Annotated in this window: 24 protein-coding genes and 1 tRNA gene; 14 read left to right on the top strand and 11 right to left on the bottom strand. The window is 67.6% G+C overall.

Features of this window, described 5'->3' with window-relative positions:
* Positions 1-50 precede the first annotated feature (50 nt).
* The 5 genes from Q4G14_RS00800 to Q4G14_RS00820 all read left to right on the top strand — a co-directional run bounded on the left by Q4G14_RS00800 (position 51) and on the right by Q4G14_RS00820 (position 4,107).
* Positions 51-995: a sulfate ABC transporter substrate-binding protein gene (locus Q4G14_RS00800; protein WP_303359902.1), complete on the top strand. Its 945-nt coding sequence runs from the start codon at positions 51-53 to the stop codon at positions 993-995.
* 2 nt (positions 996-997) lie between these two features.
* Positions 998-1,858: a sulfate ABC transporter permease subunit CysT gene (cysT, locus tag Q4G14_RS00805; RefSeq protein WP_303359813.1), complete on the top strand. Its 861-nt coding sequence runs from the start codon at positions 998-1,000 to the stop codon at positions 1,856-1,858.
* A 58-nt stretch (positions 1,859-1,916) separates the two neighbouring features.
* The gene (gene cysW, locus Q4G14_RS00810) at positions 1,917-2,726 is read left to right on the top strand and encodes a sulfate ABC transporter permease subunit CysW (RefSeq protein WP_303359903.1); all 810 of its coding nucleotides are present in this window, start codon (positions 1,917-1,919) and stop codon (positions 2,724-2,726) included.
* Positions 2,727-2,736: 10 nt separating this feature from the next.
* A complete protein-coding gene (locus Q4G14_RS00815; protein WP_303359814.1) occupies positions 2,737-3,456 on the top strand; it encodes a sulfate/molybdate ABC transporter ATP-binding protein in 720 nt (239 codons plus the stop codon).
* A gap of 330 nt (positions 3,457-3,786) precedes the next feature.
* Positions 3,787-4,107 carry a DUF6280 family protein gene (locus Q4G14_RS00820; RefSeq protein ID WP_090735129.1) on the top strand — a complete coding sequence of 107 codons (321 nt, stop codon included), beginning with the start codon at positions 3,787-3,789 and terminating at the stop codon, positions 4,105-4,107.
* 183 nt (positions 4,108-4,290) lie between these two features.
* On the opposite strand, the gene Q4G14_RS00825 is transcribed toward Q4G14_RS00820, so the two are convergent.
* Together Q4G14_RS00825 and Q4G14_RS00830 are read right to left on the bottom strand one after the other, a co-directional pair.
* A complete protein-coding gene (locus tag Q4G14_RS00825) occupies positions 4,291-5,244 on the bottom strand; it encodes a 1-phosphofructokinase family hexose kinase (RefSeq protein WP_303359815.1) in 954 nt (317 codons plus the stop codon).
* A 3-nt stretch (positions 5,245-5,247) separates the two neighbouring features.
* Positions 5,248-5,655 (bottom strand): metallopeptidase family protein, encoded by a 408-nt coding sequence (locus Q4G14_RS00830; RefSeq protein WP_303359816.1) that lies wholly within the window; start codon positions 5,653-5,655, stop codon positions 5,248-5,250.
* Between the two features lie 79 nt (positions 5,656-5,734).
* On the opposite strand from Q4G14_RS00830, the gene gltX reads away from it, so the two are divergent.
* The 7 genes from gltX to Q4G14_RS00865 all read left to right on the top strand — a co-directional run bounded on the left by gltX (position 5,735) and on the right by Q4G14_RS00865 (position 12,763).
* The gene (gltX, locus tag Q4G14_RS00835; RefSeq protein WP_303359817.1) at positions 5,735-7,060 is read left to right on the top strand and encodes a glutamate--tRNA ligase; all 1,326 of its coding nucleotides are present in this window, start codon (positions 5,735-5,737) and stop codon (positions 7,058-7,060) included.
* A gap of 383 nt (positions 7,061-7,443) precedes the next feature.
* Positions 7,444-7,520 (top strand) — tRNA-Met (locus Q4G14_RS00840).
* A gap of 202 nt (positions 7,521-7,722) precedes the next feature.
* Positions 7,723-9,456, top strand: a complete 1,734-nt coding sequence (locus Q4G14_RS00845) for an alpha/beta hydrolase (RefSeq protein WP_303359818.1) — start codon at positions 7,723-7,725, stop codon at positions 9,454-9,456.
* Between the two features lie 118 nt (positions 9,457-9,574).
* On the top strand, positions 9,575-10,393 hold the full coding sequence (locus Q4G14_RS00850) for a UDP-2,3-diacylglucosamine diphosphatase (protein ID WP_303359819.1): 819 nt from the start codon (positions 9,575-9,577) through the stop codon (positions 10,391-10,393).
* Complete coding sequence (locus Q4G14_RS00855) at positions 10,390-11,517, top strand: ceramide glucosyltransferase (RefSeq protein WP_303359820.1); 1,128 nt, start codon at positions 10,390-10,392, stop codon at positions 11,515-11,517. The genes Q4G14_RS00850 and Q4G14_RS00855 overlap by 4 nt, the downstream gene beginning before the upstream one ends.
* Complete coding sequence (locus Q4G14_RS00860) at positions 11,517-12,089, top strand: DedA family protein (protein ID WP_303359821.1); 573 nt, start codon at positions 11,517-11,519, stop codon at positions 12,087-12,089. Before Q4G14_RS00855 ends, Q4G14_RS00860 begins: the two co-directional genes overlap by 1 nt.
* Positions 12,089-12,763, top strand: a complete 675-nt coding sequence (locus Q4G14_RS00865; protein WP_303359822.1) for a glycosyltransferase family 2 protein — start codon at positions 12,089-12,091, stop codon at positions 12,761-12,763. The genes Q4G14_RS00860 and Q4G14_RS00865 overlap by 1 nt, the downstream gene beginning before the upstream one ends.
* A 55-nt stretch (positions 12,764-12,818) precedes the next feature.
* On the opposite strand, the gene Q4G14_RS00870 is transcribed toward Q4G14_RS00865, so the two are convergent.
* The 9 genes from Q4G14_RS00870 to Q4G14_RS00910 are packed head-to-tail and all read right to left on the bottom strand — an operon-like array spanning position 12,819 to position 19,690.
* The gene (locus Q4G14_RS00870) at positions 12,819-13,217 is read right to left on the bottom strand and encodes a CBS domain-containing protein (protein ID WP_303359823.1); all 399 of its coding nucleotides are present in this window, start codon (positions 13,215-13,217) and stop codon (positions 12,819-12,821) included.
* Positions 13,214-13,432: a hypothetical protein gene (locus Q4G14_RS00875; protein ID WP_303359824.1), complete on the bottom strand. Its 219-nt coding sequence runs from the start codon at positions 13,430-13,432 to the stop codon at positions 13,214-13,216. The genes Q4G14_RS00870 and Q4G14_RS00875 overlap by 4 nt, the downstream gene beginning before the upstream one ends.
* Positions 13,386-14,354 carry an FAD:protein FMN transferase gene (locus Q4G14_RS00880; protein ID WP_303359825.1) on the bottom strand — a complete coding sequence of 323 codons (969 nt, stop codon included), beginning with the start codon at positions 14,352-14,354 and terminating at the stop codon, positions 13,386-13,388. The genes Q4G14_RS00875 and Q4G14_RS00880 overlap by 47 nt, the downstream gene beginning before the upstream one ends.
* Positions 14,355-14,358: 4 nt before the next feature.
* Entirely contained in the window at positions 14,359-15,579 is a 1,221-nt protein-coding gene (gene nqrF, locus Q4G14_RS00885; RefSeq protein ID WP_303359826.1) for an NADH:ubiquinone reductase (Na(+)-transporting) subunit F, read from the bottom strand.
* Entirely contained in the window at positions 15,576-16,187 is a 612-nt protein-coding gene (gene nqrE / locus Q4G14_RS00890) for an NADH:ubiquinone reductase (Na(+)-transporting) subunit E (protein WP_303359827.1), read from the bottom strand. The genes nqrF and nqrE overlap by 4 nt, the downstream gene beginning before the upstream one ends.
* Positions 16,184-16,843: an NADH:ubiquinone reductase (Na(+)-transporting) subunit D gene (locus tag Q4G14_RS00895; protein ID WP_303359828.1), complete on the bottom strand. Its 660-nt coding sequence runs from the start codon at positions 16,841-16,843 to the stop codon at positions 16,184-16,186. The genes nqrE and Q4G14_RS00895 overlap by 4 nt, the downstream gene beginning before the upstream one ends.
* Before the next feature lie 3 nt (positions 16,844-16,846).
* Complete coding sequence (locus tag Q4G14_RS00900) at positions 16,847-17,701, bottom strand: FMN-binding protein (protein ID WP_303359829.1); 855 nt, start codon at positions 17,699-17,701, stop codon at positions 16,847-16,849.
* On the bottom strand, positions 17,646-18,434 hold the full coding sequence (locus Q4G14_RS00905) for an RnfABCDGE type electron transport complex subunit D (RefSeq protein ID WP_303359830.1): 789 nt from the start codon (positions 18,432-18,434) through the stop codon (positions 17,646-17,648). Before Q4G14_RS00905 ends, Q4G14_RS00900 begins: the two co-directional genes overlap by 56 nt.
* Positions 18,431-19,690 (bottom strand): Na(+)-translocating NADH-quinone reductase subunit A, encoded by a 1,260-nt coding sequence (locus tag Q4G14_RS00910; protein ID WP_303359831.1) that lies wholly within the window; start codon positions 19,688-19,690, stop codon positions 18,431-18,433. The genes Q4G14_RS00905 and Q4G14_RS00910 overlap by 4 nt, the downstream gene beginning before the upstream one ends.
* Positions 19,691-19,788: 98 nt before the next feature.
* Between Q4G14_RS00910 and Q4G14_RS00915 the strand changes: the two genes are divergently transcribed.
* A complete protein-coding gene (locus tag Q4G14_RS00915; RefSeq protein WP_303359832.1) occupies positions 19,789-21,003 on the top strand; it encodes a cytochrome C in 1,215 nt (404 codons plus the stop codon).
* Between the two features lie 217 nt (positions 21,004-21,220).
* Positions 21,221-21,820 (top strand): molybdenum cofactor guanylyltransferase MobA, encoded by a 600-nt coding sequence (gene mobA / locus Q4G14_RS00920; protein ID WP_303359833.1) that lies wholly within the window; start codon positions 21,221-21,223, stop codon positions 21,818-21,820.
* The last annotated feature ends 101 nt before the right edge of the window (positions 21,821-21,921 follow it).

Genomic DNA, 21,921 nt, shown 5'->3' on the forward strand with positions numbered 1-21,921 from the left:
GTCGCCAGTCGGTCAGGGCGGGGGCCGCGGTTGTGGTGCTGTTGGTGGGGATGGGTGGCGCGCTGCCCGCCGCTGCGCAGGAACTGTTGAATGTCAGCTATGATCCGACGCGCGAATTTTATCGTGATTACAACGCACTGTTTGCGCAGCACTGGCAGGAACAGGGGCATCCGGCCCCGGCCATCGACACCTCGCACGGTGGGTCGGGCGCGCAGGCGCGGGCGGTGATCGACGGGCTGAACGCGCAGGTCGTCACGCTGGCGCTGGCATCCGACATCGACCAGATCGCCGCCACCGGCAAGCTGCCCGAGGATTGGCAGGCGCGGCTGCCGCATAACAGCTCGCCCTATACCTCGACCATCGTGTTCCTTGTGCGCGAGGGCAACCCCAAGGGCATCACCGACTGGGGCGATCTGACCAAGGACGGGGTGCAGGTCATCACGCCGAACCCGAAAACTTCGGGCGGGGCGCGGTGGAACTATCTGGCGGCATGGGCCTGGGCCGAGCGTAACGGGCAGAATCCGCAGGAATTCGTCGGCGCGATCTATCGCAACGTGCCGGTGCTGGATACCGGGGCGCGCGGATCGACCACCACCTTCACCCAGCGGGGCATCGGCGACGTGCTGCTGGCCTGGGAAAACGAGGCGCATCTGGCGCTGAAGGAACTGGGCGAGGGGACGTTCGACATCGTGGTGCCCTCGGTCTCGATTCTGGCCGAGCCGCCGGTGGCGCTGGTCGATGCGGGGCAGTCGGGCGACGATCAGCAGGCGCTGTCGCAGGAATACCTGAATTTCCTGTATTCGCCGCAGGCGCAGGCGCTGGCCTATAAACATTTCTACCGCGCGTGGGACGATTCGGCGGCTGATCCGGCGGATGTGGCGCGCTTTCCCGAGGTAGAGCTGGTCACGATCGCCGATTTCGGCGGCTGGCCCAAAGTGCAGCCCGAGCATTTCGGCGAGGGCGGCATCTTTGACCAGATCTACACGCGGCGCTGACCATGGCGCGCGCGGCAATCTTTCAACCCTCGCCCATGCCGGGCCGGGGGTTGAGCATGGGGATCACGCTGAGCATGCTGTCGCTGATCGTGCTGCTGCCGATCTTTGCGCTGCTGGCGCATGGGGCGGCGGCGGGACCGGCGGCGGTGTGGGATGCGATCAACCGTGAACGGGTCTGGGCGGCGCTGTTCTTGTCGTTCCGGTTGTCGGCGCTGGCGGCGCTGGTCAATCTGGTGATCGGGCTGTTGCTGGCCTGGGTGCTGGTGCGCTATCGCTTTCCGGGGCGGCGGCTGCTGGATGCCGCCGTTGACCTGCCCTTTGCGCTGCCGACCGCCGTGGCGGGGATCGCGCTGACGGCGCTTTATGCGCCCAACGGGTTCCTTGGCCGGATCGCGGCGGATTTTGCGGTCAGCATTGGCTATTCGCCGTTCCGCATCGCCTATACGCAATGGGGCATCCTGATCGCGCTGATCTTTGTCGGCCTGCCCTTTGTCACCCGCACGGTGCAGCCCGTGGTCGAGGAAATCGACCGCGAGGTCGAAGAGGCATCGGCCACGCTGGGGGCCTCGCGCCTGCGGACGGTTACGCATGTGATCCTGCCGATGCTGATGCCCGCCGCGCTGACCGGCTTTGCGCTGTCGCTGGCGCGGGCGGTGGGGGAATATGGCTCGGTCATCTTTATCGCCGGCAATATCCCGATGCAGACGGAAATCGCCCCGCTGCTGATCGTGATCCGGCTAGAGGAATACGATTACGACGGCGCGGCCGCCATCGGCATCGCCATGCTGACCATCTCGTTCATCATGCTGCTGGTCATCAACCTGATTCAAGTCTGGAGCCAGAGGAGGATCGGCCTTGTCTGACACATCCCTGCATGTTCCGGTGCGCCCGTTCCGCGCCCCCACCACCGAAAGCGCATGGCTGCGCTGGACCCTGACCGGGCTGGCCTTTGCCGCCATGACGCTGCTGGTCTTTGCGCCGCTGGCGGTGATCTTTGCTCAGGCACTGGCGCGCGGCTTTGCCGCCGCCGTGGCCAGCCTTGGCAACCGCGATGCGCAGCAGGCGATCCGGCTGACGCTGACCGTCGCCGCGATCTCGGTGCCGCTGAACGTGGTCTTCGGTCTGGCCGCCGCGTGGTTCATCACCAAGTTCGATTTCCGCGGCAAGGCGGTGCTGATTACCCTGATCGACCTGCCGTTTTCGGTGTCGCCGGTGGTGGCGGGCCTGTGCCTTGTGCTGCTGTTCGGCGCCAATACGACGCTGGGGGCGTGGCTGGTGGCATCGGGCTATCCCATCGTCTTTGCACTGCCGGGGATCGCGCTGGCGACGATGTTCGTCACCTTTCCCTTTGTCGCGCGCGAACTGATCCCGGTGATGGTCGAACAGGGCCGCGCCGAGGAAGAGGCCGCGCTGACCCTTGGCGCATCGGGCTGGCGCACGTTTCTGACCGTGACCCTGCCGAATATCCGCTGGGCGCTGCTGTATGGAGTGCTGCTGGCCAATGCCCGTGCGATGGGCGAATTCGGCGCGGTGGCGGTGGTGTCGGGCAAGATCCGGGGCAAGACCGCGACCATGCCGATCACCATCGAGATGCTGTATAACGAATATCTGTCGGTCGCGGCCTTTTCGATGGCCGCCGTCCTTGCCGGGCTGGCGCTGCTGACGCTTGCCCTGAAAACCGCGCTGGAAATCCGCCATGCGGATCAGCTTGCCGCAACCCGCCGTCACTAAGGGGAAACCGATGCAGATCGAGATCGACGAAATCGCCAAGGAATTCGGGTCCACCACCGCGCTGCACCCGGTGTCGCTGTCCATCCCCTCGGGGGCGCTGGTGGCGCTGCTGGGGCCGTCGGGGTCGGGCAAAACGACCCTGCTGCGCATTCTGGGCGGGTTGGAGTTTCCCACCTCGGGCCGGGTGCTGTTCAACGGCACCGATGCCACCGGGCTCAGCGTGCAGGAACGCCGCGCGGGCTTTGTGTTTCAGTCCTACGCGCTGTTCCGGCACATGACCGTGTTCGACAACATCGCCTATGGCCTGCGCGCCCGCCCGCGCAAATCGCGCCCGCCCGAGGCCGAAATCGCCCGCCGCGTCGCGCGCCTGCTGAACCTGATCCAACTGCCCGAGATCGGCGGACGTTACCCCAGCCAACTGTCGGGCGGTCAGCGCCAGCGGGTCGCACTGGCCCGCGCGCTGGCGATCGAGCCGCAGATGCTGCTGCTGGACGAACCCTTCGGCGCGCTGGACGCCCGCGTGCGCAAGGAACTGCGGCAGGGCCTGCGCGACATCCACGACCAGACCGGCCTGTCCACCGTCTTTGTCACCCACGATCAGGACGAGGCGATGGAACTGGCCGATCTGGTGGTGGTCATGTCGATGGGCCGGATCGAACAGATCGGCCAGCCGCATGAGATAAAATCACGCCCGGCCACACCCTTCGTGCGCGAATTCGTCAGCGGCTAGGCAGGCGGCGGCAGGGTTGAACCGCTGCAATGCCGCCCTATATGCAACAACGGCCATACCGGCGACGGCATGGCCCGCCAGCGTTGTCAAGGCGGCGAATCAGCCATGGGGTCCAGATCACCCCCTTTGATAACCTTGCGAAACCCGGCTGCGATTGCCATGCATTTTTTGCATGACAGCCCTGCATTCGGGCACATACCGAATCGCCGCATGCAGCGGTATCCCGTCTGCACTGTCGGACAGACAAAAAATACCTGATCGGGGATCGGCGTCTCGCATTCCCGGCCCGCCCCCCGACTCTCGGGCAAAGACAAGAACAGGACATAACAGATGCGCGATTTCGTTGATGGTTCCGCATTCAACTTTGAACAGGGGCAACGCGCCCGCAAACTGTTTGCAGCCGTGGTTCTGGCTGCGCTGGATGATGCCATCGCTGATGACAAGAAATACGGCAACGGCCCCGAACAGATCGCCCGCTGGGCGCGGTCCCGCGACGGGCGCGAGGTGTTGTCCTGCGCCGGGATCGACCCGAACGAACGGGTGGTCAAAGGGCTGATGGAATTCGTGTCCAAGGGCGTGCGCACCTCGGTCGCCCTGTCGCGCGAAGAAAGCGAACGCCGCATGGCCGCGGAAGAGGCCGAAGCAGCCTGATCCGCCCCCACCCCGGATAATCCGTGGCCGTCCCTCGGGGCGGCCATTTTCATACCACCCCGGCCCCATCTTTGGTCTGATAAATATCCTCAGGGGTCCGGGGGCAGAATGCCCCCGGCGATCACCGGCCAACACAGGCAACCCGGCCAAACCACAGGCCGGCCCGGCCACCTGAGCCGCGCCCTACAGCCGCGTCACCACCCGTTCCGCATACAGGCGCTGCACATCATCGGCCTTGCACAGCTCGGTCGCCGGCGTCATCACCGCAGCCGAGGCCGCCGCCGCGCCCAGTGCCAGTGCCTCGGGCACGGTCCAGCCGCGCGCGGTGGCCAGCGTGAAACCGGCAACGAAACTGTCGCCCGCGCCGACCTTGCTGCGCACCGGCACGGCGGCGGCTTCGGCGTGCCACGCGCCATCCGGCCCGGCAATGACCGAGCCATCCTTGCCCCGCGCCACGATCACCGATTTCGCCGCGCCGTCGCGCACCAGACCGGCGGCAAAGGCGGCGCTGTCGGTCCGCAGCGGCAATTCGCGACCGGCCAGCGTTTCGGCCTCGAAACTGTCCATGCGCAGAACGTCAACCGGGGTTGACGAACCTGCAACGGTCCGCAGCGCCTCGCCCGAGGTGTCGACGATCAGCCGGGCCGAACTGTCTTTCAGCCGCACCGCCAGCATCTGCGCGAAACCGGCGGGAACGCCCGGCGGGTTAGACCCCGACAGCACGACCCAGCCGCCCGCGCGCGCGGCCTCGGCGATGGCGGACATGGCGTCCGCGACCTGGGTCTTGTGCCATTCCGGCCCCGGCATCACGAAACGGTATTGCGTGCCGCTGCTGCGGTCGGTCACGGCCAGCGATTGCCGGGTTTCGCCCGGCGCGGTCAGTCGCAGCACATTCAGCCCGCCCGCGCGCAGCAGATCGGCGATTCGGGTGCCCGTGGCCCCGCCCAATGCGACCAGAGCGGTGGATTTGCCGCCCATCACCTTGATCGCGCGGCTGACATTGATGCCGCCGCCGCCGGGATCGACCACCGGCTTGTCACAGCGCAGCTTCAGTTCCGGTTCCACCGTATCGGCGGCGCTGGACAGATCCAGCGCGGGGTTCAGGGTGATCGTCAGGATCGGCGCCTGTTGGGTCATGGATTATTCCCACCACTTGTCGATGCGGGCGATGTCATCATCGGACCAGCCGAAGTGATGCGCCAGTTCATGGGTGACGACATGGCGGACCAGATCGCCAAGGCTGACATCGCCGCGGCTGGCCCATTCGTCCAGAATCGGCCGGCGGAACAGCCAGATCGTATCCGGCCCGACCGGCTGATCGCTGACCGATTTTTCCGTCATCGGGATGCCGTCATAAAGCCCGGTCAGTTCGAACGCATCGTCGATTTCCAGCTCGTCCAGCATTTCTTCGGATGCAAATTCATCGACATGCAGCGCCACCTCGGCCGCATGGGGCGCGAATTCTGCGGGCAGGGCGGCCATCGCCGCGCGGGCCATCGCCTCGATCCCGGCGGCAGAGGGGGCTTGGCGGTCGTCCCAGTCGCTCATCTCGGTCCCTTTCGTATCCGGCCCCTCATATGGACAAAATCGCCAGCGTATGAAAGAGCGAAGCGGACAGGAGACGCCCATGACCACCACCCGTTTCGCCCCATCGCCCACCGGATACCTGCATATCGGCAACCTTCGGACGGCGCTGTTCAACCACCTGATCGCCCGCAAGACCGGCGGCACCTTTATTCTGCGGCTGGATGACACCGACCGCGAACGGTCCAAACAGGAATATGCCGACGGGATCATGCGTGATCTGGAATGGCTGGGCCTGACCTGGGACCGGGTCGAGCGTCAGTCCGACCGGCTGGATCGTTACGCCGCCGTGGCCGACGAGCTGCGCGGCTCGGGCCGGTTGTATGAAGTGTTCGAAACCCCGACCGAACTGGACCTGAAGCGTAAAAAGCTGCTGAACATGGGCCGCCCGCCGGTTTACGACCGCGCCGGGCTGAATCTGTCGGATGATGACAAGGCCCGGATGCGCGCCGAAGGCCGCGACGGTTACTGGCGGTTCCTGCTGGATTTGCAGCGGATCGAATGGGCCGACGGTATTCTGGGCGATATTTCGATCGACGCCGCCTCGGTCAGCGACCCGGTGCTGATCCGCGCCGACGGGCAGGTGCTTTATACCTTTGCAAGTTCGGTCGATGACGTGGATATGGGTGTGACCGACATCGTGCGCGGCGCCGACCATGTGACCAACACCGCCACGCAGATCCAGATCATTCAGGCCATCGGCGGCGCGGTGCCGAATTTTGCCCACCACTCCCTGCTGACCGGCGCGCAGGGCGAGGAATTGTCCAAGCGCCTTGGCACCCTGTCGCTGCGCGACCTGCGCGCCAATGGTGTCGCACCCGAGGCATTGCTGTCGCTGATGGCCCGGCTGGGGTCCAGCCAGCCGGTCGAGTTGCGCATGACGCTGGACGAGATCGCCGAGGGCTTTGACCTGTCGCAATTCGGCGCTTCGCCGACGAAATTCGATGCCGAAGACCTGTGGCCGCTGACCCGCGAACGCAATCAGGCGCTGTCCTTTGATGCGGTGCGGGGCCGGGTGGCGGAACTGGGCGTGCCGGATGATCTGGCCGAACGGTTCTGGCGCGTGGCCAGCCAGAACATCACCCGGCTGGACGATCTGGCCGGCTGGTGGGAGATTTTCGCCAAGGGTGCCGATCCGGTCATCGACCCCGAGGATGCCGATTTCATCGCGCAGGCGATGGCGTTGCTGCCTGCCGGTCCGTTCACCGACGCAACATGGGGCGAGTGGACCGCCGCCGTGAAAGAGGCCACCGGCCGCAAGGGCAAGGGCCTGTTCATGCCGCTGCGCAAGGCACTGACCGGGCAGGCGCATGGGCCGGAAATGGCCGATGTCATGCCGCTGTTACAGGTGGTGCGGGCGCGCGGCTGACCGCGCCCCTGGTGCCGGATTGCCCTGCCGGAGCCTCCGGCGGGGATATTTAAGGACCAAAGATGCCCGCTGGCGGGTCGCCTGGCTGTCGGTGATGCCGAAGGCGGGTTCCATCGTTTCCCATGTCGTGTCCATAGGGCGTGCGCGGCGGCACCGCTTTTGCCGTGGATCGGCAGCGGTTTCGGGGCGTCGCGTATCAGGGGCAGCAGGCGCTGCGCCTTATCCGGGGTCAGTTCGCGGGCGGCGGGTGTGGGGAATCGTCATGCGTGATCTCCGGATCGGCGCGGGAGTGGGTTTGGCGCAAAGTCACGATTGCGTTGCCGGAATGGTCAGAAAGGCCCTTGACGCCCCCTTTGCCGCGCCTTACATCCGCCGTCACCCGTGGCGGAGTAGCTCAGTTGGTTAGAGCAGAGGAATCATAATCCTTGTGTCGGGGGTTCAAATCCCTCCTCCGCTACCACTTTCCTTTCAGGTTGAACTGGTGCCCCCCTTGGGCGACTGTGGCAGCGTGGCGCGGTGCCGTGTTCGCCAGTTATGACGCTGCGTAACGCATTGAAGGGACGGGATTCGCTGCCTGTTCCGGTGGCGGGTGACATGGCCTCTTTACTGAAACGTCATGTTTTTGCGACACAATCCAGACTGAACAGCTTGAGGGGCCTTCCATGACCATGCAGGACAGCCAGCAAACCCCGGACCCGCAGCAATTGTTCGACGATCTGGACCGGCTGGCCATGGCGGCGCTGGGGCGGTTGACGGGCGGCCTGTCGGCCCCGGCGTTTCAGGCGGCGCTGGCGGATTGGATCACGCATCTGGCGATGTCGCCGGGCAAGCAGATGTCGCTGCACTGGAAGGCGATGCGCAAGGCGCGGCGGCTGCTGGCGGGGCTGAACGACCCGATGGGCACCGAAGGCCAGCGGATCGAGCCGTTGCCGCAGGACCGCCGCTTTGCCGCGCCGGAATGGCAGGACATGCCGTTCAGCGCCGTCTGGCAGTCGTTTCTGCTGACCCAGCAATGGTGGCACAACGCGACCACCGGGGTCAAAGGCGTGTCGCGCGAACATGAACGCATCGTGGAATTTGCCAGCCGCCAGTGGCTGGACATGATGTCGCCCTCGAACTTTCCGTGGCTGAACCCGGTGGTGCTGAAACGCGCCCGTGACACCCATGGGCAAAGCCTGATGGACGGCTATGGTTTCTGGCTGCGCGATCTGGTCGGGCTGCTGACGCCGAATCGCGGCGGTCCCTTGCCGGGGTTCGAACCGGGCCAGCGGGTGGCGCTGACCCCCGGCAGGGTGGTGCTGCGCACCCGCATGATGGAGCTGATCCAATATGCACCGGCCACCAAACAGGTTCACGCCACGCCGATCCTGCTGGTTCCGGCATGGATCATGAAATACTATATCCTTGATCTGTCGCCGGAAAATTCGCTGATCCGCTGGCTGGTGGGGCAGGGGTTCACCGTGTTCTGCATGTCCTGGCGCAACCCGGTCGAAAAGGATCGCGACACCGGCTTTGACGATTATCGTCAGGATGTGATGGCGGCGCTGGATGCCGTGCTGACCACCACCGGCGCGGCCAGGGCGCATGGGCTGGGCTATTGCCTTGGCGGCACCTTGCTGACCGTGGCGGCGGCGGCGATGGCGCGTGATGGCGACGACCGGCTGGCCTCGATGACGGTTCTGGCCGGGCAGGCCGATTTTTCCGAAGCGGGCGAGCTGACCCTGCTGACGACCGAAGCACAGGTCGCCCTGCTGGAGGCGATGATGTTCGAACGCGGCTATCTGGATCAGCGCGCCATGGCCGGGACATTTTCCATGCTGCGTTCGCAGGATCTGATCTGGTCGCGCATCACCCGCGAATATCTGCTGGGCGAACGCGAAGACCCTTCGGACATCGCCGCGTGGAGCAAGGACACCACCCGGATGCCCTACCGGATGCATTCGGAATATCTGCGCCGGCTGTTCATCGGCAACGACCTGTCCGAAGGCCGGTTCGACGCCGGTGGCAAGCCGGTCTTTCCCGCCGACATCCAGATTCCGGCCTTTCTGGTCGGCACCGAACATGACCATATCGCGCCGTGGCGATCCGTGTGGAAGCTGATGTATCTGCTGTCGGGGGATGTGCAATTCGCGCTGGCCTCGGGCGGGCATAACACCGGGATCGTGGCCGCGCCGTCGAATCCGCGCGCCAAATATCGGCTGATCGGGCGCAAGGCGGGCGATCTGCAACCCGACCCGGATGCGTTCATCGCCGATACGCCGAAACAGCCCGGATCGTGGTGGCAGGCATGGGCCGACTGGTTGTCGGCGCTGGACCCGGCCATGGTGGCCCCGCCGCGAATGCGGGGCGGCAAATCTGCGCATGATGCAGCTCCGGGCCGCTATGTGCATGAATAAGTTGCGGTTTTGCCACGGATCTGGTGAAACTGCACTGGCCGGTGCGTTCTGTCGGATGATATACAAGAACGTCTGGTTTACTGATTGAACAGGTCAATGCACGCGGGGGGCAAGAAAGATGGATGACGGCGCTGTTGGCAGATCAGCCCCGAGGCCTCGTCCCGCTGCGCAGTTCCGCACGCTGTTCCTGTCTGACCTGCATCTGGGCGCGCTGGGGTGCAAATCGGCGCGGCTGCTGGATTTCCTGAACAGCCATGACGCCGAAACCATCTATCTGGTCGGCGACATCATCGACACATGGCGCCCGCTGGGGGCCAACTGGCCCGATGCGCATCATCAGGTGCTGCGCCTGCTGACCCGCCGCGCGCAGGCCGGGCGGCGGGTGGTGTATATCCCCGGCAACCACGACGCCTTTTTCCGCCACCACACCGGCACCGCGATGTTCGGCTTTGACATCCTGCCGCATGATGCTCACCGCACCGCTGACGGGGTGCGCCTGCTGGTGACGCATGGCGACTGCTGCGACATCTTTTCCGACCGGCTGGGCATGTTGTCCAAGGCCGGCAGTTGGGTCGAGGCGGGCATCCGCCGCCTTGGCCACGGCATCAACATCGTGCGCGAACGTCTGGGCCGCGACGGCTGGGACGGGCTGGAAGCGGCGCTGGCACGGTTCAACCGGTTGATCCGGTCGCGCGACAGGTTTCAGGACCGGCTGACCGATATGGCCCGCGCGCGCGGCTTTGACGGCATCGTTTGCGGGCATTTTCACAAACCCGCGCTGCTGCGCGATCGCGACATGCTTTATGTGAACTGCGGCGATTGGGTCGAACATTGTTCCGCCGTGACCGAGGCGCATGACGGCACGCTGCGGCTGATCCGCTGGAACGCGATGCCCTGCACCCACACCCACCCCACGCAGATCGAGGCCGTGGCATGAGCATCCTGACCACCGTTCTGTTGCTGATCGTGCTGGCCGCGCTGGGGCTGCATCTGTTCAATGTGCTGGTCGTCACGCGCCGCCTGTCGGTGCCGCCCGAAGCCGTCGCGCCGCAGGATATGCCGCCGGTGACGCTGCTGCGCCCGGTCTGCGGGCTGGAATATGCGCTGGAACGCAACCTTGAATCGGCATTTCAGCAGGATACGCCGGGATACGAACTGATCCACTGCGCCGATGATCCCGACGACGCCGCCATCCCGGTGCTGCGCCGCCTGATGGAGCGTTATCCCCACGTCAACGCGCGGCTGATGATCGGGCGCAACCCGGTCTGCGGCAATCCCAAGCTGAACAATCTGGTCAAGGGCTGGGCCGAATGCACCGGCGACTGGGTGGTGATTGCCGACAGCAACCTGTTGCTGCCGCCCGATTATCTGCGGCAGGTGCTGGCCTGCCGGGCGTCGGGGGTGGGCATGGTGTCCTCGCCCGGTGTCGGGGTGGATGCGCATAACTTCTGGGCGCGGGTCGAGGCGGCGTTTCTGAACAGCTTTCAGGCCCGCTGGCTGCTGGGGGCCGACAGCCTTGGCATCGGCTTTGCGCAGGGCAAGACGCTGGCCTATCCGCGCGAATGGCTGAGCGCACGCGGCGGCATGATGGCGCTGGCCGGCAAAAAGGCCGAGGATGTCGCCTCGACCCACCTGATCCGGGGCGAAGGTCTGCGCGTGCGCACCGTCCGCCGCCCCTTCACGCAACTGCTGGGGCAGCGCACGGCGGGCGAGGTGTGGAAACGTCAGGCCCGCTGGGCGCAACTGCGGCGCGAAGGCTTTCCGACGATCTACCCCTCGGAACCGCTCAGCGGGCCGGTGGCGAATGTGGCGATGCTGGCGGTCGCATGGCCGGGCGCGATCCTGCCGTTTCTGCTGATCTGGTATGGCAGCGAATGGTTTCTGGCCCGCTGCGCGGGTTGGGGCCACAGCGCGGCCGACGTGCTGGCATGGGTGGTGCGCGACCTGTGGCAACTGCCGATGTGGGCCAAGGGCTGGCGCGACGCCCCCATCGTCTGGCGCGGCAATGTCGTCACCGAAACGCCCGGCGGCGGCGCGCAAGGGGGGCAGGGGCAGGGCTGATGGATCTGGAAACGATCCGCGCCGTCATCCAGAGCTATGGCCTGGCGGTGCTGTTTCCCATAGCCATTCTGGAAGGCCCGATCGTCACCGTCATCGCCGCATGGTTCGCCCGGCAGGGCCTGATGAGCATCCTCGGCGTCTATATCGTCTGCGTCGTGGCCGATGTGGTGGGCGATGCCGGGTTCTACTGGCTGGGCCGCCACGGCCTGTCGCCACGCTGGCAACGGCGGCTTGGCCTGACGCCCGACCGCCGCCGCGTGCTGAAACGAGTGTTCCGCGATCACGGTGCCCGCGCGCTGGTCATCGGCAAGCTGACCCATTCCGCCGGGGCGGCGGTGCTGCTGGCGGCGGGGGCCTCGCGCATGGGGTTCGGGCGGTTCGTGTGGTGGAACACGGTGGCGACCATCCCCAAGACGCTGCTGTTCACGGTGATCGGCTGGTCCTTTGGCTGGGCGGCGGAACAGGTCAACGGCTGGATCGCGGCGGTCTCGCTGGCGATGCTGGTGGTGATGCTGCTGGCGGGCGGCTGGTGGCTGGGGCGGCGCTATGGCACGGACAGCGGGGTGGCGTGATGCGGCTAAGCTGCATCATCCCCGCCTATAACGAAGGCCCCCGCGTCGCCAGCGTGGCCCAGATCGCCGCCACCCACCCCGGCGTGGCGGAAACGCTGATCGTCGATGACGGCTCGACCGATGACACAGCGGCGCAGGCGGCGTCGGTGCCCGGCACCCGGCTGATCCGCCAGCCGCGCAACGCCGGCAAGACCGCCGCGCTGGCCGCAGGTCTGATGCAGGCACGGGGCAGCCATATCCTGCTGCTGGATGCCGACCTGATCGGCCTGACCCACGATCACCTCGGCGCGCTGATCGCCCCGGTCGAACAGGGGCGCGCGCAGGTCGCCATCAGCCTGCGCGGCAATGCCCCGGCGCTGTGGCGGCTGATCGGGCTGGATTACATCTCGGGCGAAAGAGTGCTGCCCCGCGCCCTGATCGAACCGCATATCCCACGCCTGAACAGCCTGCCGCCCTTCGGGTTCGAAGTGTTCCTGAACAGCCTCATCATCCGCGAAAACCTGCCGCTGGCCGTCATCCGCTGGCCCACAGTCGCCAGCCCGCTGAAACATCACAAACATGGCCTGTGGCGCGGGCTGCGCGGCGATGCCGGGATGATTGCCGACATGCTGCGCACCCACGGCCCCGCCACATTGCTGAACCAGATCCACCGGATGCGAGGCCTGCGCAACTGACCGCCGCTTCCTGTTTGCCCAAATACGCATCTTGGGGCACGACCGCGCCGCCCGCTCACCCCAGCCGCAGCAGATAGGCCAGCAGATCGGCGCGCAGCAAAAGCCCCGCCAACTGCCCGTCCCGCATCACCGGAAAGCTGCGATGCGGATGGTCCAGAAACGCCTGCGCCGCGGTGACGGGATCGGTCGCGGCCTCCAGCGTGACGGGGGTGCGGCTCATCTGATCGGCGACGGTGCCGGACCATTGCCGGTAATAGCTGGCGTTCAGCGCCGGGCGGAAACAGTCTTTCTGCGTCAGCACACCGATCAGCGCGCCCGCGTCATCCACCACCGGCGCGGCGGCAAAGCCCTGATCCAGCATCAGCGCGGCGGCGTCGCGGATCGGCATATCGGCGCTCAGGCGCGGAAAATCGCGGCGCATGATCGTGCCGATGCTGTCGCTGGTCATGGTCATGGGGGGCTGTCCTTTGTGCGGTTGGGGCAGTCGGTGCAGCGCAGGCCGGGCACGCAATCCATGCTGCCGCAGGATGTGCTGACCGGGCGGCGGCCAAAGACCAGCCCCAGTGCCAGCCCTCCGGCGGCAAGGGCGATGACAAGGATGGCGAACAGGAACTCCATCGCGTCAGGCCAGATGCGCGGCCAGATCGCCGGTTTCCAGACGGCGGCCATCGGCGGTCAGCATCAGCGTGGTCAGCCCGTGCTGCCGGGCCATGTCCAGCGCCCGCGCCTCGCCCGCCGCGAACAGCGCGGTGGCCCAGCCATCGGCAAAGCGCGCCGAGCGGGCGATGACGCTGACCTGCGCCAGACCGCCCTGCGCCGGGGTGCCGCTGGCGGGGTCGATGATATGGCTGACCCGCCGCCCGCCCAGATCATAGCCGTTCACACCGCTGCCCGAAGTCGCCACCGCCATCCCGCCGCGCAGCGCCAGAACCTCGGCGGCTGCGCCGGGGCTGCCCTCGATCGCAACCTGCCATGCCCGGCCAAGGGGGTGCTGCCCGCCTGCGGCCAGCTCTCCGCCAAGGTCGATCAGCCAATGCGCGCCGCGCCCGGCCATCAGCGCGGCCAGACGGTCCAGCGCGTGGCCCTTGGCGATGCCGCACAGATCGGCGGTGGCGCCGGGGGTGGCCTTGGTCACGGTTTGCCCCGTCAGCGTCAGATGCCGCCAGTCGGGCTGCGGGTCGCCCTGCCGGATCGGGCCAAAGCCCCAGCGCGCGACCAGCGGCCCGACCGTCGGATCAAAGGCCCCGCCGCTGTCATGCGCCAGCCGCAGCGCAGCGGCCAGAACCTGCGCGGTGTCGCCGGGCAGATCGCGCGGCCCGGCCCCGGCCATGTTCAGCGCGGTGATGTCGCTGTCGGCCCGCCATGGCGACATCTGCCGGTCGATCCCGGCCAGCACATCATCCACCGCCGCGTGCAGCCCGGCCAGCGGCGCGGCATCGGGCAGGGTGATGGCCCAACCGCTGCCAAAAGCGCGCCCGGTCAGGCGCTGCGTCGCCGGGGCACCGGCCAGCAGCGCGGGCGCGGCCAGCATGACGCCCGCCCCGGCGATCAGCGCGCGGCGGCTTGGGCGCAGGGATGCGGTCTGTGTCATGGTCTCACGCTCCGAAATCGTCGTTAAAGATCGAGTGCGGCTCGACCCCCAGCCGGGTGAGGGTCGCGAGCACGGCGGAAATCATCACCGGCGGCCCGCAGAGGTAGTATTCGCAATCCTCGGGTGCCGGATGGCTGGCCAGCGCGCGGCGCACGGTTTCGTGGATAAAGCCGGTCGGCCCGTCCCATTTGTCGCCCGGTGCCGGTTCGGTCAGCGCCGCCACCCAGCCAAAGTTCGGATGCGCGGCGGCCAGTGCCTGAAACTCGTCCACATAGAACAGATCGGCGGCGGTGCGCGCGCCATAGAAATAGCGGATCTTGCGCGCTGTGCCTTGCCCAAGCTGTTCATGGATCATCGCGCGCAGCGGGGCCATGCCGACGCCGCCGCCGATAAAGATCATCTCGCGGTCGGTCGGCTGGACGTGGAATTCCCCGAACGGGCCGGAAATCCCGGCCTTGTCGCCGGGTTTCAGCGCGAACAGCCAGGACGATACGATGCCGGGCGGGATCACGCCCTCTTGCCCGGCGGGGGGCACGGCCAGACGGATGTTGAACACGGCGCGGCCCTGATCGGCGGGGCGGTTGGCGATGGAATAGGCGCGCGTCACCGGCAGGGCGGATTGGCCGCGCAGCCGGTCCCAGCCGGCGGCGGCCCATGCCTCGCGGTGTTCGGGGGCGACCTCGATCCGGGCGAAATCCAGATCATAGGGCGGCGCGGTCAGTTGCATAAAGCCGCCAGCGCGGAAATCGAACGGGTAGTCTGGCGGCAGTTCCAGCACCAGTTCGCGGATCAGCGGGGCCAGCATCCGGTTCGACAGCACCCGGCATTCGGCGCTGCCTGCCGACAGCACACCGCCGCTGACCTGCACATCCACCGGCCCGCGCAGGGTCAGCTGGCAGGCCAGCCGCACATGATCGCGCCGTTCCGCGCCCGACAGGATGCCGCGCTCGGTGGCCAGCGGGTCGCCCGCGCCCTCGCCCGTGGCGGTAACGCGGCACAGCCCGCAGGTGCCCGCCCCGCCGCAGCCCGCCGGGATGGCGATGCCCGCGCCATGCAGCACCGGCAACAGCCGGTCGCCGCGCGCGGCGCTGATCTGGTGGCTGTCGTTCACGGTCACGGTGACGGCACCCTGCGGCACCAGCCGCCTGCGCGCCGCCAGCAGACCCAGCGTCAGCGCCAGCAGCAGCGCGATGATGACCAGCGTGCCAAGGACGATCTCGGTCATGGCATCACCACTTGCGCAAAGGACGAAAAGCCCAGCGACATCAGCCCGGTGATGAAAAAGGCGATGCCCAGCCCGCGCAGACCGCCGGGCAGGTCGGCATAGGCCAGCCGCGCCCGGATCGCCGCCAGCATGACGACCGCCAGCGCAAAGCCCGCGCCGCTGCCCAGCCCGAATACCGCGCTTTCGGTCAGGCTATAGCGGCGTTCCACCATGAACAGGCTGCCCGCCAGAATCGCGCATTGCACCGCCAGCAGCGGCAAAAACACCCCGAACGAGGCATGGATGGCCGGGAACCAGCGGTCCAGCACCATTTCCAGCAATTGCACGCAGGCGGCGATGGTGCCGATAAAGGCGATCAGCGCCAGATAGGACAGGTCCAGATCGGGCATCCCGGCCCAAGCCCACGCGCCGGGGGCCAGCACGGCGGCATGGATCAGGTGGTTCAGCGGCACCGTGACGCCCAGCACGAACATCACCGCCAGCCCCAGCCCGACCGCCGCTTCGACCCGCCGCGACAGCGCCAGAAAGGTGCAAAGCCCCAGAAACAGCGTCAGCGGCATGTTATCGACCAGCGCCGCGCGCAGGAACAGGGCGAACAGATCGCTCATCTGCGCACCTCGCCGGGGTGCGGGGCGATGGCCTCGGGCGGCTCGATCTGTTCGGGGCGCAGGCTGCGGATGGCCCAGACCAGCCCGCCCAGCAGGAAAAAGCCGCTGGGGGCCAGCAGCATCAGGTTCAGCGGCGTGAACCAGCCACCGGCTTCGGTCGTGACCAGCACCTGCCAGCCCAGCAGATGCCCGGTGCCGAACAGTTCGCGCAACGCGCCGATGGTTATCAGCACCAGCGAATAGCCCAACCCGCTGCCAAGCGCATCGACGGCGGAGGGCAGGGGCGGGTTGTGCAGCGCGAAGCCCTCGGTCCGGCCAAGAACAAGGCAGTTGGTGGCGATCAGGCTGACAAAGACCGACAGTTGCTGGCTGACATCATACAGCCATGCCTGCAACATCTGGTCGATCACGATCACCAGTGATGCAACGATGACGATCTGCACAATCAGCCGGATCGAGCCGGGCACATGCCGCCGGATCGTGCTGATGATGACCGCCGCCAGCACCAGCACCACCGTCAGCGAGGCCGACATGGTTAGCGCGGTGGCAACCGAGGTCGTGACCGCCAGCGCCGAACAGATGCCCAGAATTTGCAGGGTGATCGGGTTTCGGGCGATCAGCGGTTCCGTCAGGATGTGCAGCAGCGGGCGGGCCATGGCCTAGAATTCCCCGCGGCGGATGGCGTCCAGCAGCGGGCCGTATCCGTTTGGCCCCAGCCAAAAGCGCATCATGTTGGTGATCGCGTTCGAGGTGCGGGTGGCGCCGGTGATGCCGTCCACCTCGTATTCGGTGGCGGCGCGGCCCCGCGCCACGGCAAAGCGCACGCTGCCGCGATCATCCAGCGCCGGCAGGCCCGCGAACTGCGCCTGCCACGCCGGTTCGGTGATCCGCGCGCCAAGGCCGGGGGTTTCCGACTGGCTGGTGATGGTCATGCCGGCGATGTTGCGGGCGTCGCCGCGCAGGGCGACCATGGCCTGAATCACCCCGTCATAGCCCGCGCCCGCGACCGGCAGGATCACCAGATCGACCGGCCCGCCCGCCCCCTGACGGGCGATGAAGATCTGTGCGTAATCCGGGCGGCTGCCCAGACCGGCCAGATCCTGCGCCGGGGTCAGCGCGGTATGGCTGGCGGGGTTGGTCAGCGTATCGGGCAGTGCTTCGGCGGTGATGTCGGGGGCGGCGCGGCCGGTGGTCAGATCGACGACGACGGTGGACAGCGCCGCATCGCCCGACTGCGCCAGCAGGTCCGACATGCCGGGGATGGCGGCGATCAGCGATTCCAGCCGCGCCTGTTGTTCGGCGGCGCGGTTGGCCGTCTGGATCGGGCGCAGCGTCACCGTGGCCGCCGTCACCAGCAGCGCGCAGACGGCGGCGGTGACAAAGGCGATGGCGACGGTCTTGCCCCGGCTGTCATTGGGCAGCGCCAGCATCCGCCGCCACGCGCTGATCGGGTTCGGATCAAAGGCCAAGGCGTTTCCTCCGGGCGATGCGCCAGAATGCCAGCGCGGTTTCATCCAGCAGCGGTGCCGCCAGCGAGGTCAGCAGCGCCGCCGAAACGGCGATCTGCACCGGGTTGCCGCCGGTCCAATGCGCGGCAAAGCCCGCCATCAGCAGGGCAAACAGCCCGCCCGTCAGCCAGCGGCCCAGCCTGGTGGCGGCGCTGGCCACCGGGTCGGCCACCAGCATGACCAGCACCACCAGCGCGGCGGTGGCAAAGCTGCCCGCCAGCGGCCAGCCCGCCAGTGCCGCCAGCCCGGCCCCGATCAGCGCGCCGCCGATCAGCCGGGCGCTGATGACGCCAAAGCCCATGCCGATCAGCGCCGCCGGGATCGCGGCCCAGCCGATCTGCGGGTCGGGCGTGGCCCAAGGCTCGGCCGGAAAGCCAAAGCTGACAAAGGCCAGCGTCACCGTGGCCGGGTTCAGGATGTTGCGGCCCCAGCCGCCAAAGATCAGCTCCGCCACCACCACGCCAAAGCTAACCGACAGCAGCAGCGCGACCGGCCCGATCTGCGGCGGTGCCAGCAGCGCGATGGCAATGGCCGACAGTGCCCCAGCGAACGAAGGCGGCTGCGCCCGCGCCAGCATGAAGGCCAGATGCCACAGCCCCGCCAGCACCAGCACAAAGACCAGACGCGACAGCACCGCAGGCCCCGCGGCCAGCAGCCATGTGATGACGATGGGCAGCATCGCCGCGATCAGGATCAGCGCCACGGTTTCGCGCGACCAGATGCCTTTGGTCACGGTCATGTCGCGCCCCCCTCGGCTGCGATGCGGTCCAGCATTCCGCGCAGCACCGAGGCCAGCGGCGGGTCGGCCTGCGTGACGTAATCGGCCAGCGCAAGGTCTGTTTCCAGCAGCGACAGCACGCCAAAGCGTTGCGCCGCGTCGTCATCACCCGCCGACAGGGCGCGCAGGAACGGGATGGCGGGCAGGCTGGGGGCCAGCGCCTGTTCCAGCGCGGCGGTGGGGATCAGCGGCGCGGGGCGCGACATGCGGGCCAGCGCGGCGCGGAACCAGTGCGGCGAGGCTGCCGGGGCCGGGCGCGGCATCACCGTCACCTGACGGTCGCGCAGAAACAGAAACCGCCCCTCGACCCCGTCCAGCGCGGAACCTGACAGGATCATTGCCGGGCCGGGCTGCATCACCGGCTGCGCCAGCCCGTGCAGGTCGGCCCCCGGCTGACAGCGCAGCACCCGCTGCCCCGATGCGGCTGGCCCGCCCACCGCCACCATGCGGGTTTCGGGCAGATAGCCACTGGCCAGCAGGGCACCGAGGACGGCGACCTCTTGGGCGTCTACCTCCCACACCGGGGCGTCGGGGCGGGCGGGGAATTGCGCGTGGATATGCGTTCCGGCCAGCCCCTGCGGATGAAGCGGCCCGGCGGGCAGCACGCGCAGGCGCGGCGTATCGGCCAGCGGCGGGCCGGGCGGCTGGACCAGCAGCAGTGGGCCATCGGTCAGGCCGGCCAGCGCGGTCAGGCCACGGGCGAAATCGTCCTGGGCATCGCGCAGCGCCATGGCCGGGGGCAGCGCGCCGGGGCGGGTATCATGCGCCATCACGCAGATCGCCGCCGGGCGGGTGCCGGGCGCGGGAAAGCCGCCAAAGGGCCGCTGCCGCAAGGCCGTCCACAGCCCCGACGCCAGCATCAGCGCCGCCACACCAGCGCCGCCGTTCACGCGGGCGGTATCAAAGCGGTGCCGGTCGGCCCCCTGATCGCGAAAGAACAGCACATAGCGCAGCACTCGCCCCGGCCCGGTGTCGATCCGCGCCACCCGCCCGCCCATCGGCGCGGTCACGCACAGGTCGGGGTGGCGGCGGTCGCGCAGGACCGGCTGACCCTGCGCCACCATCTCGCCCTGTTCCACCAGCGGATCGACGCGGAAATCGGGGGGGAAGCCGGGGCCAAGCGCGGCTTCTTCGGTCAGGGCCGGTTCCGGCTCTGCCAAGGTTGTGGCCGGGCCGCCAAAGGGCAGGGCCAGACCGCTGCGGAAGGCTGTCGTCACGGGCGATCCCTTGGGGTCAGGGTTGTTCAGAGTGGCGTTTTCCGTTACCCTGAAAGTTAGCAAGTTCGGTCCGGCGCATCAACCTTTGGGGGCGACACGTGAAGACCTTTCCAGCGAAGAAACTGATTGGCGTGACGATTCTGGCGGGGGCGCTGTCTTGGCTGCCTGTCGCGGCCATGGCGCAAGACGCCGCCGACACGGCCCCCGCGCCCGATGCGGCGGCGGATGCCGAAGCGGCCCCGGCAGTTGATGGGGGCGCGGCCCCGGCCTACACGCTGCCCAGCGTCGCGCCGCTGAACCCCGAACAGATCAAGATCGGCAATGCTGCCGAAATCGCCGCCTGGGCGCGGTCGGGGCACGCGGATGCCGCCTCGCGGTCGTTTACCAATTGGAACGAGGCGGGCACCATCCCCCCCGCCTGCGCCGCCTGCCATTCGGGCGCGGGCTTTCGCGCCTATCACGGGCTGGACGGCAGCCCCTCTGGCGAGGTGCCGCCGACCCCCGTGGGCGGCGTGATCGACTGCGACACCTGCCACAACCCCGGCATCGGCGACATCCGCGAGGTGCGCCTGCCGACCGGCGATATGCACCCCGTCCGCGGCGGCGAGGCGTCTTGCGTGGCCTGCCATCAGGGCCGCGCCTCGGGGTCTGCCATTACCGAGGCGGTGGCCGAAAAGGCCGAGGATCTGCCCAATGCCGACCTGTCCTTTATCAACCCGCATTACGGGACTGCGGCGGCGATGGCGCTGGGCGGCTATGCCGGGCTGGGCTATGAATATGACGGTAAGTCCTATGAGGGGCGCTTTACCCACGCCCCGCCGGTGCAGACCTGCGCCGCCTGCCACGATCCGCACAGTCTTGAGGTGGTGCAGGACAGTTGCCAGACCTGCCACGGCGCGGCGGATGCCATGACGATCCGCCTGTCGCGCGCCAGCCATGACGGCAGCGGCGACACCGCCAAGGGCATCGGCCATGACATCGCCGCGAATGCCTTTACGCTGAAGCAGGTGATCTTTGATTACGCGCGCGAGGTGGCGGGCACGCCGATGATCTATGACGCCGGGCGGCACCCCTATTTCTTTGCCGATGCCAATGACGATGGCGTGATCGACGAAGCCGAGGGGGCGCGGGTGGCCTATAACGCCTGGACTCCGCGTTTGCTGAAGGCGGCGTATAACTGGAAATTCGTCACCTCGGACAAGGGGGCGCATGTGCATAACCCGCATTACGCCCTGCAATTGCTGTATGATTCGACCGAGGATCTGAGCCGTGCCATGGGTCGTGATTTCGCCGCGATGGGCTGGGCGCGCTAGGCGGTGAATTTGCCGCGCCCTATTGCGGCGCGCGGGCAGGCAGGGCAAGTTGGCACCAGCCAGCCTTGAAAGCCAGCCACGATGCTTGGCCTTGCGACGGCGGCTTGGCGGTAATCGGGCGTAGGGGCGGGGCGCTGTTGGTGGACTGAACGGTCTGCGCCTGCTGGCCGATCCGATCTGCCGCGCCTAGACTGCGGCGATCTGAAAAGGGGGCCGTATGCGCGATATTCCGGCGATGATTCTGGCGGGCGGCAAATCCAGCCGCATGGGCGGGGGCGACAAGGGGCTGCGGCTGTTGGCGGGGCGGCCGATGCTGGCCCATGTCGCGGCCCGGCTGCGCGGGCAATGCGGGCCGCTGGCGCTGAATGCGAACGGCGATCCGGCGCGCTTTGCCGGGCTGGGCTTGCCGGTGCTGCCCGATCCGGTGGCGGATCAGCCCGGCCCGCTGGCCGGAGTGCTGGCCGCGATGGATTGGGCCGCCGGGCTGGGGGCGGTGCGGGTGCTGACGGCGGCGGGCGATACGCCGTTTCTGCCGGGCGATCTGGTGCAGCGGCTGGCGGATGACGGCGGGCTTGCACTGGCGGCCAGCCGCGACTGCGGGCAGCTGCGGGTGCATCCGGTCTTGGGCCTGTGGCCGGTGGCGCTGCGCGATGATCTGCGCGCCGCCATTGGGGCAGGGCAGCGGCGGGTGCAGCTCTGGGCCGAATCGCAGGGCGCGCGGCTGGTGATCTGGGACGTGGCACCGGGGCAGGGCGACCCGTTTTTCAACGTCAACCGCGCCGAGGATCTGGAACTGGCTGAAAGGCGGTTAAATTAGCGCGGGAACGTAGCGGAAACATTAACCGATTCGACCTGCCTGAAACCGTTGCGCATATTTTTTAATCGTTTGTTTTCAATATCGCGCAACGCGCGATCTGT

Origin of the sequence: Paracoccus sp. (in: a-proteobacteria) (assembly GCF_030538755.1) — a bacterium.
GTDB lineage: Bacteria > Pseudomonadota > Alphaproteobacteria > Rhodobacterales > Rhodobacteraceae > Paracoccus.

What these genes read in the sequence shown, in the direction of transcription:
- Q4G14_RS00800 (WP_303359902.1), top strand. Translation starts at nt 51, where the DNA reads ATGGGTGGCGCGCTGCCCGCCGCTGCGCAGGAACTGTTGAATGTCAGC.
- cysT (WP_303359813.1), top strand. Translation starts at nt 998, where the DNA reads ATGGCGCGCGCGGCAATCTTTCAACCCTCGCCCATGCCGGGCCGGGGG.
- Q4G14_RS00815 (WP_303359814.1), top strand. Translation starts at nt 2,737, where the DNA reads ATGCAGATCGAGATCGACGAAATCGCCAAGGAATTCGGGTCCACCACC.
- Q4G14_RS00820 (WP_090735129.1), top strand. Translation starts at nt 3,787, where the DNA reads ATGCGCGATTTCGTTGATGGTTCCGCATTCAACTTTGAACAGGGGCAA.
- Q4G14_RS00825 (WP_303359815.1), bottom strand. Translation starts at nt 5,244, where the DNA reads ATGACCCAACAGGCGCCGATCCTGACGATCACCCTGAACCCCGCGCTG.
- Q4G14_RS00830 (WP_303359816.1), bottom strand. Translation starts at nt 5,655, where the DNA reads ATGAGCGACTGGGACGACCGCCAAGCCCCCTCTGCCGCCGGGATCGAG.
- gltX (WP_303359817.1), top strand. Translation starts at nt 5,735, where the DNA reads ATGACCACCACCCGTTTCGCCCCATCGCCCACCGGATACCTGCATATC.
- Q4G14_RS00845 (WP_303359818.1), top strand. Translation starts at nt 7,723, where the DNA reads ATGACCATGCAGGACAGCCAGCAAACCCCGGACCCGCAGCAATTGTTC.
- Q4G14_RS00850 (WP_303359819.1), top strand. Translation starts at nt 9,575, where the DNA reads ATGGATGACGGCGCTGTTGGCAGATCAGCCCCGAGGCCTCGTCCCGCT.
- Q4G14_RS00855 (WP_303359820.1), top strand. Translation starts at nt 10,390, where the DNA reads ATGAGCATCCTGACCACCGTTCTGTTGCTGATCGTGCTGGCCGCGCTG.
- Q4G14_RS00860 (WP_303359821.1), top strand. Translation starts at nt 11,517, where the DNA reads ATGGATCTGGAAACGATCCGCGCCGTCATCCAGAGCTATGGCCTGGCG.
- Q4G14_RS00865 (WP_303359822.1), top strand. Translation starts at nt 12,089, where the DNA reads ATGCGGCTAAGCTGCATCATCCCCGCCTATAACGAAGGCCCCCGCGTC.
- Q4G14_RS00870 (WP_303359823.1), bottom strand. Translation starts at nt 13,217, where the DNA reads ATGACCATGACCAGCGACAGCATCGGCACGATCATGCGCCGCGATTTT.
- Q4G14_RS00875 (WP_303359824.1), bottom strand. Translation starts at nt 13,432, where the DNA reads ATGGCCGCCGTCTGGAAACCGGCGATCTGGCCGCGCATCTGGCCTGAC.
- Q4G14_RS00880 (WP_303359825.1), bottom strand. Translation starts at nt 14,354, where the DNA reads ATGACACAGACCGCATCCCTGCGCCCAAGCCGCCGCGCGCTGATCGCC.
- nqrF (WP_303359826.1), bottom strand. Translation starts at nt 15,579, where the DNA reads ATGACCGAGATCGTCCTTGGCACGCTGGTCATCATCGCGCTGCTGCTG.
- nqrE (WP_303359827.1), bottom strand. Translation starts at nt 16,187, where the DNA reads ATGAGCGATCTGTTCGCCCTGTTCCTGCGCGCGGCGCTGGTCGATAAC.
- Q4G14_RS00895 (WP_303359828.1), bottom strand. Translation starts at nt 16,843, where the DNA reads ATGGCCCGCCCGCTGCTGCACATCCTGACGGAACCGCTGATCGCCCGA.
- Q4G14_RS00900 (WP_303359829.1), bottom strand. Translation starts at nt 17,701, where the DNA reads ATGAAACCGCGCTGGCATTCTGGCGCATCGCCCGGAGGAAACGCCTTG.
- Q4G14_RS00905 (WP_303359830.1), bottom strand. Translation starts at nt 18,434, where the DNA reads ATGACCGTGACCAAAGGCATCTGGTCGCGCGAAACCGTGGCGCTGATC.
- mobA (WP_303359833.1), top strand. Translation starts at nt 21,221, where the DNA reads ATGCGCGATATTCCGGCGATGATTCTGGCGGGCGGCAAATCCAGCCGC.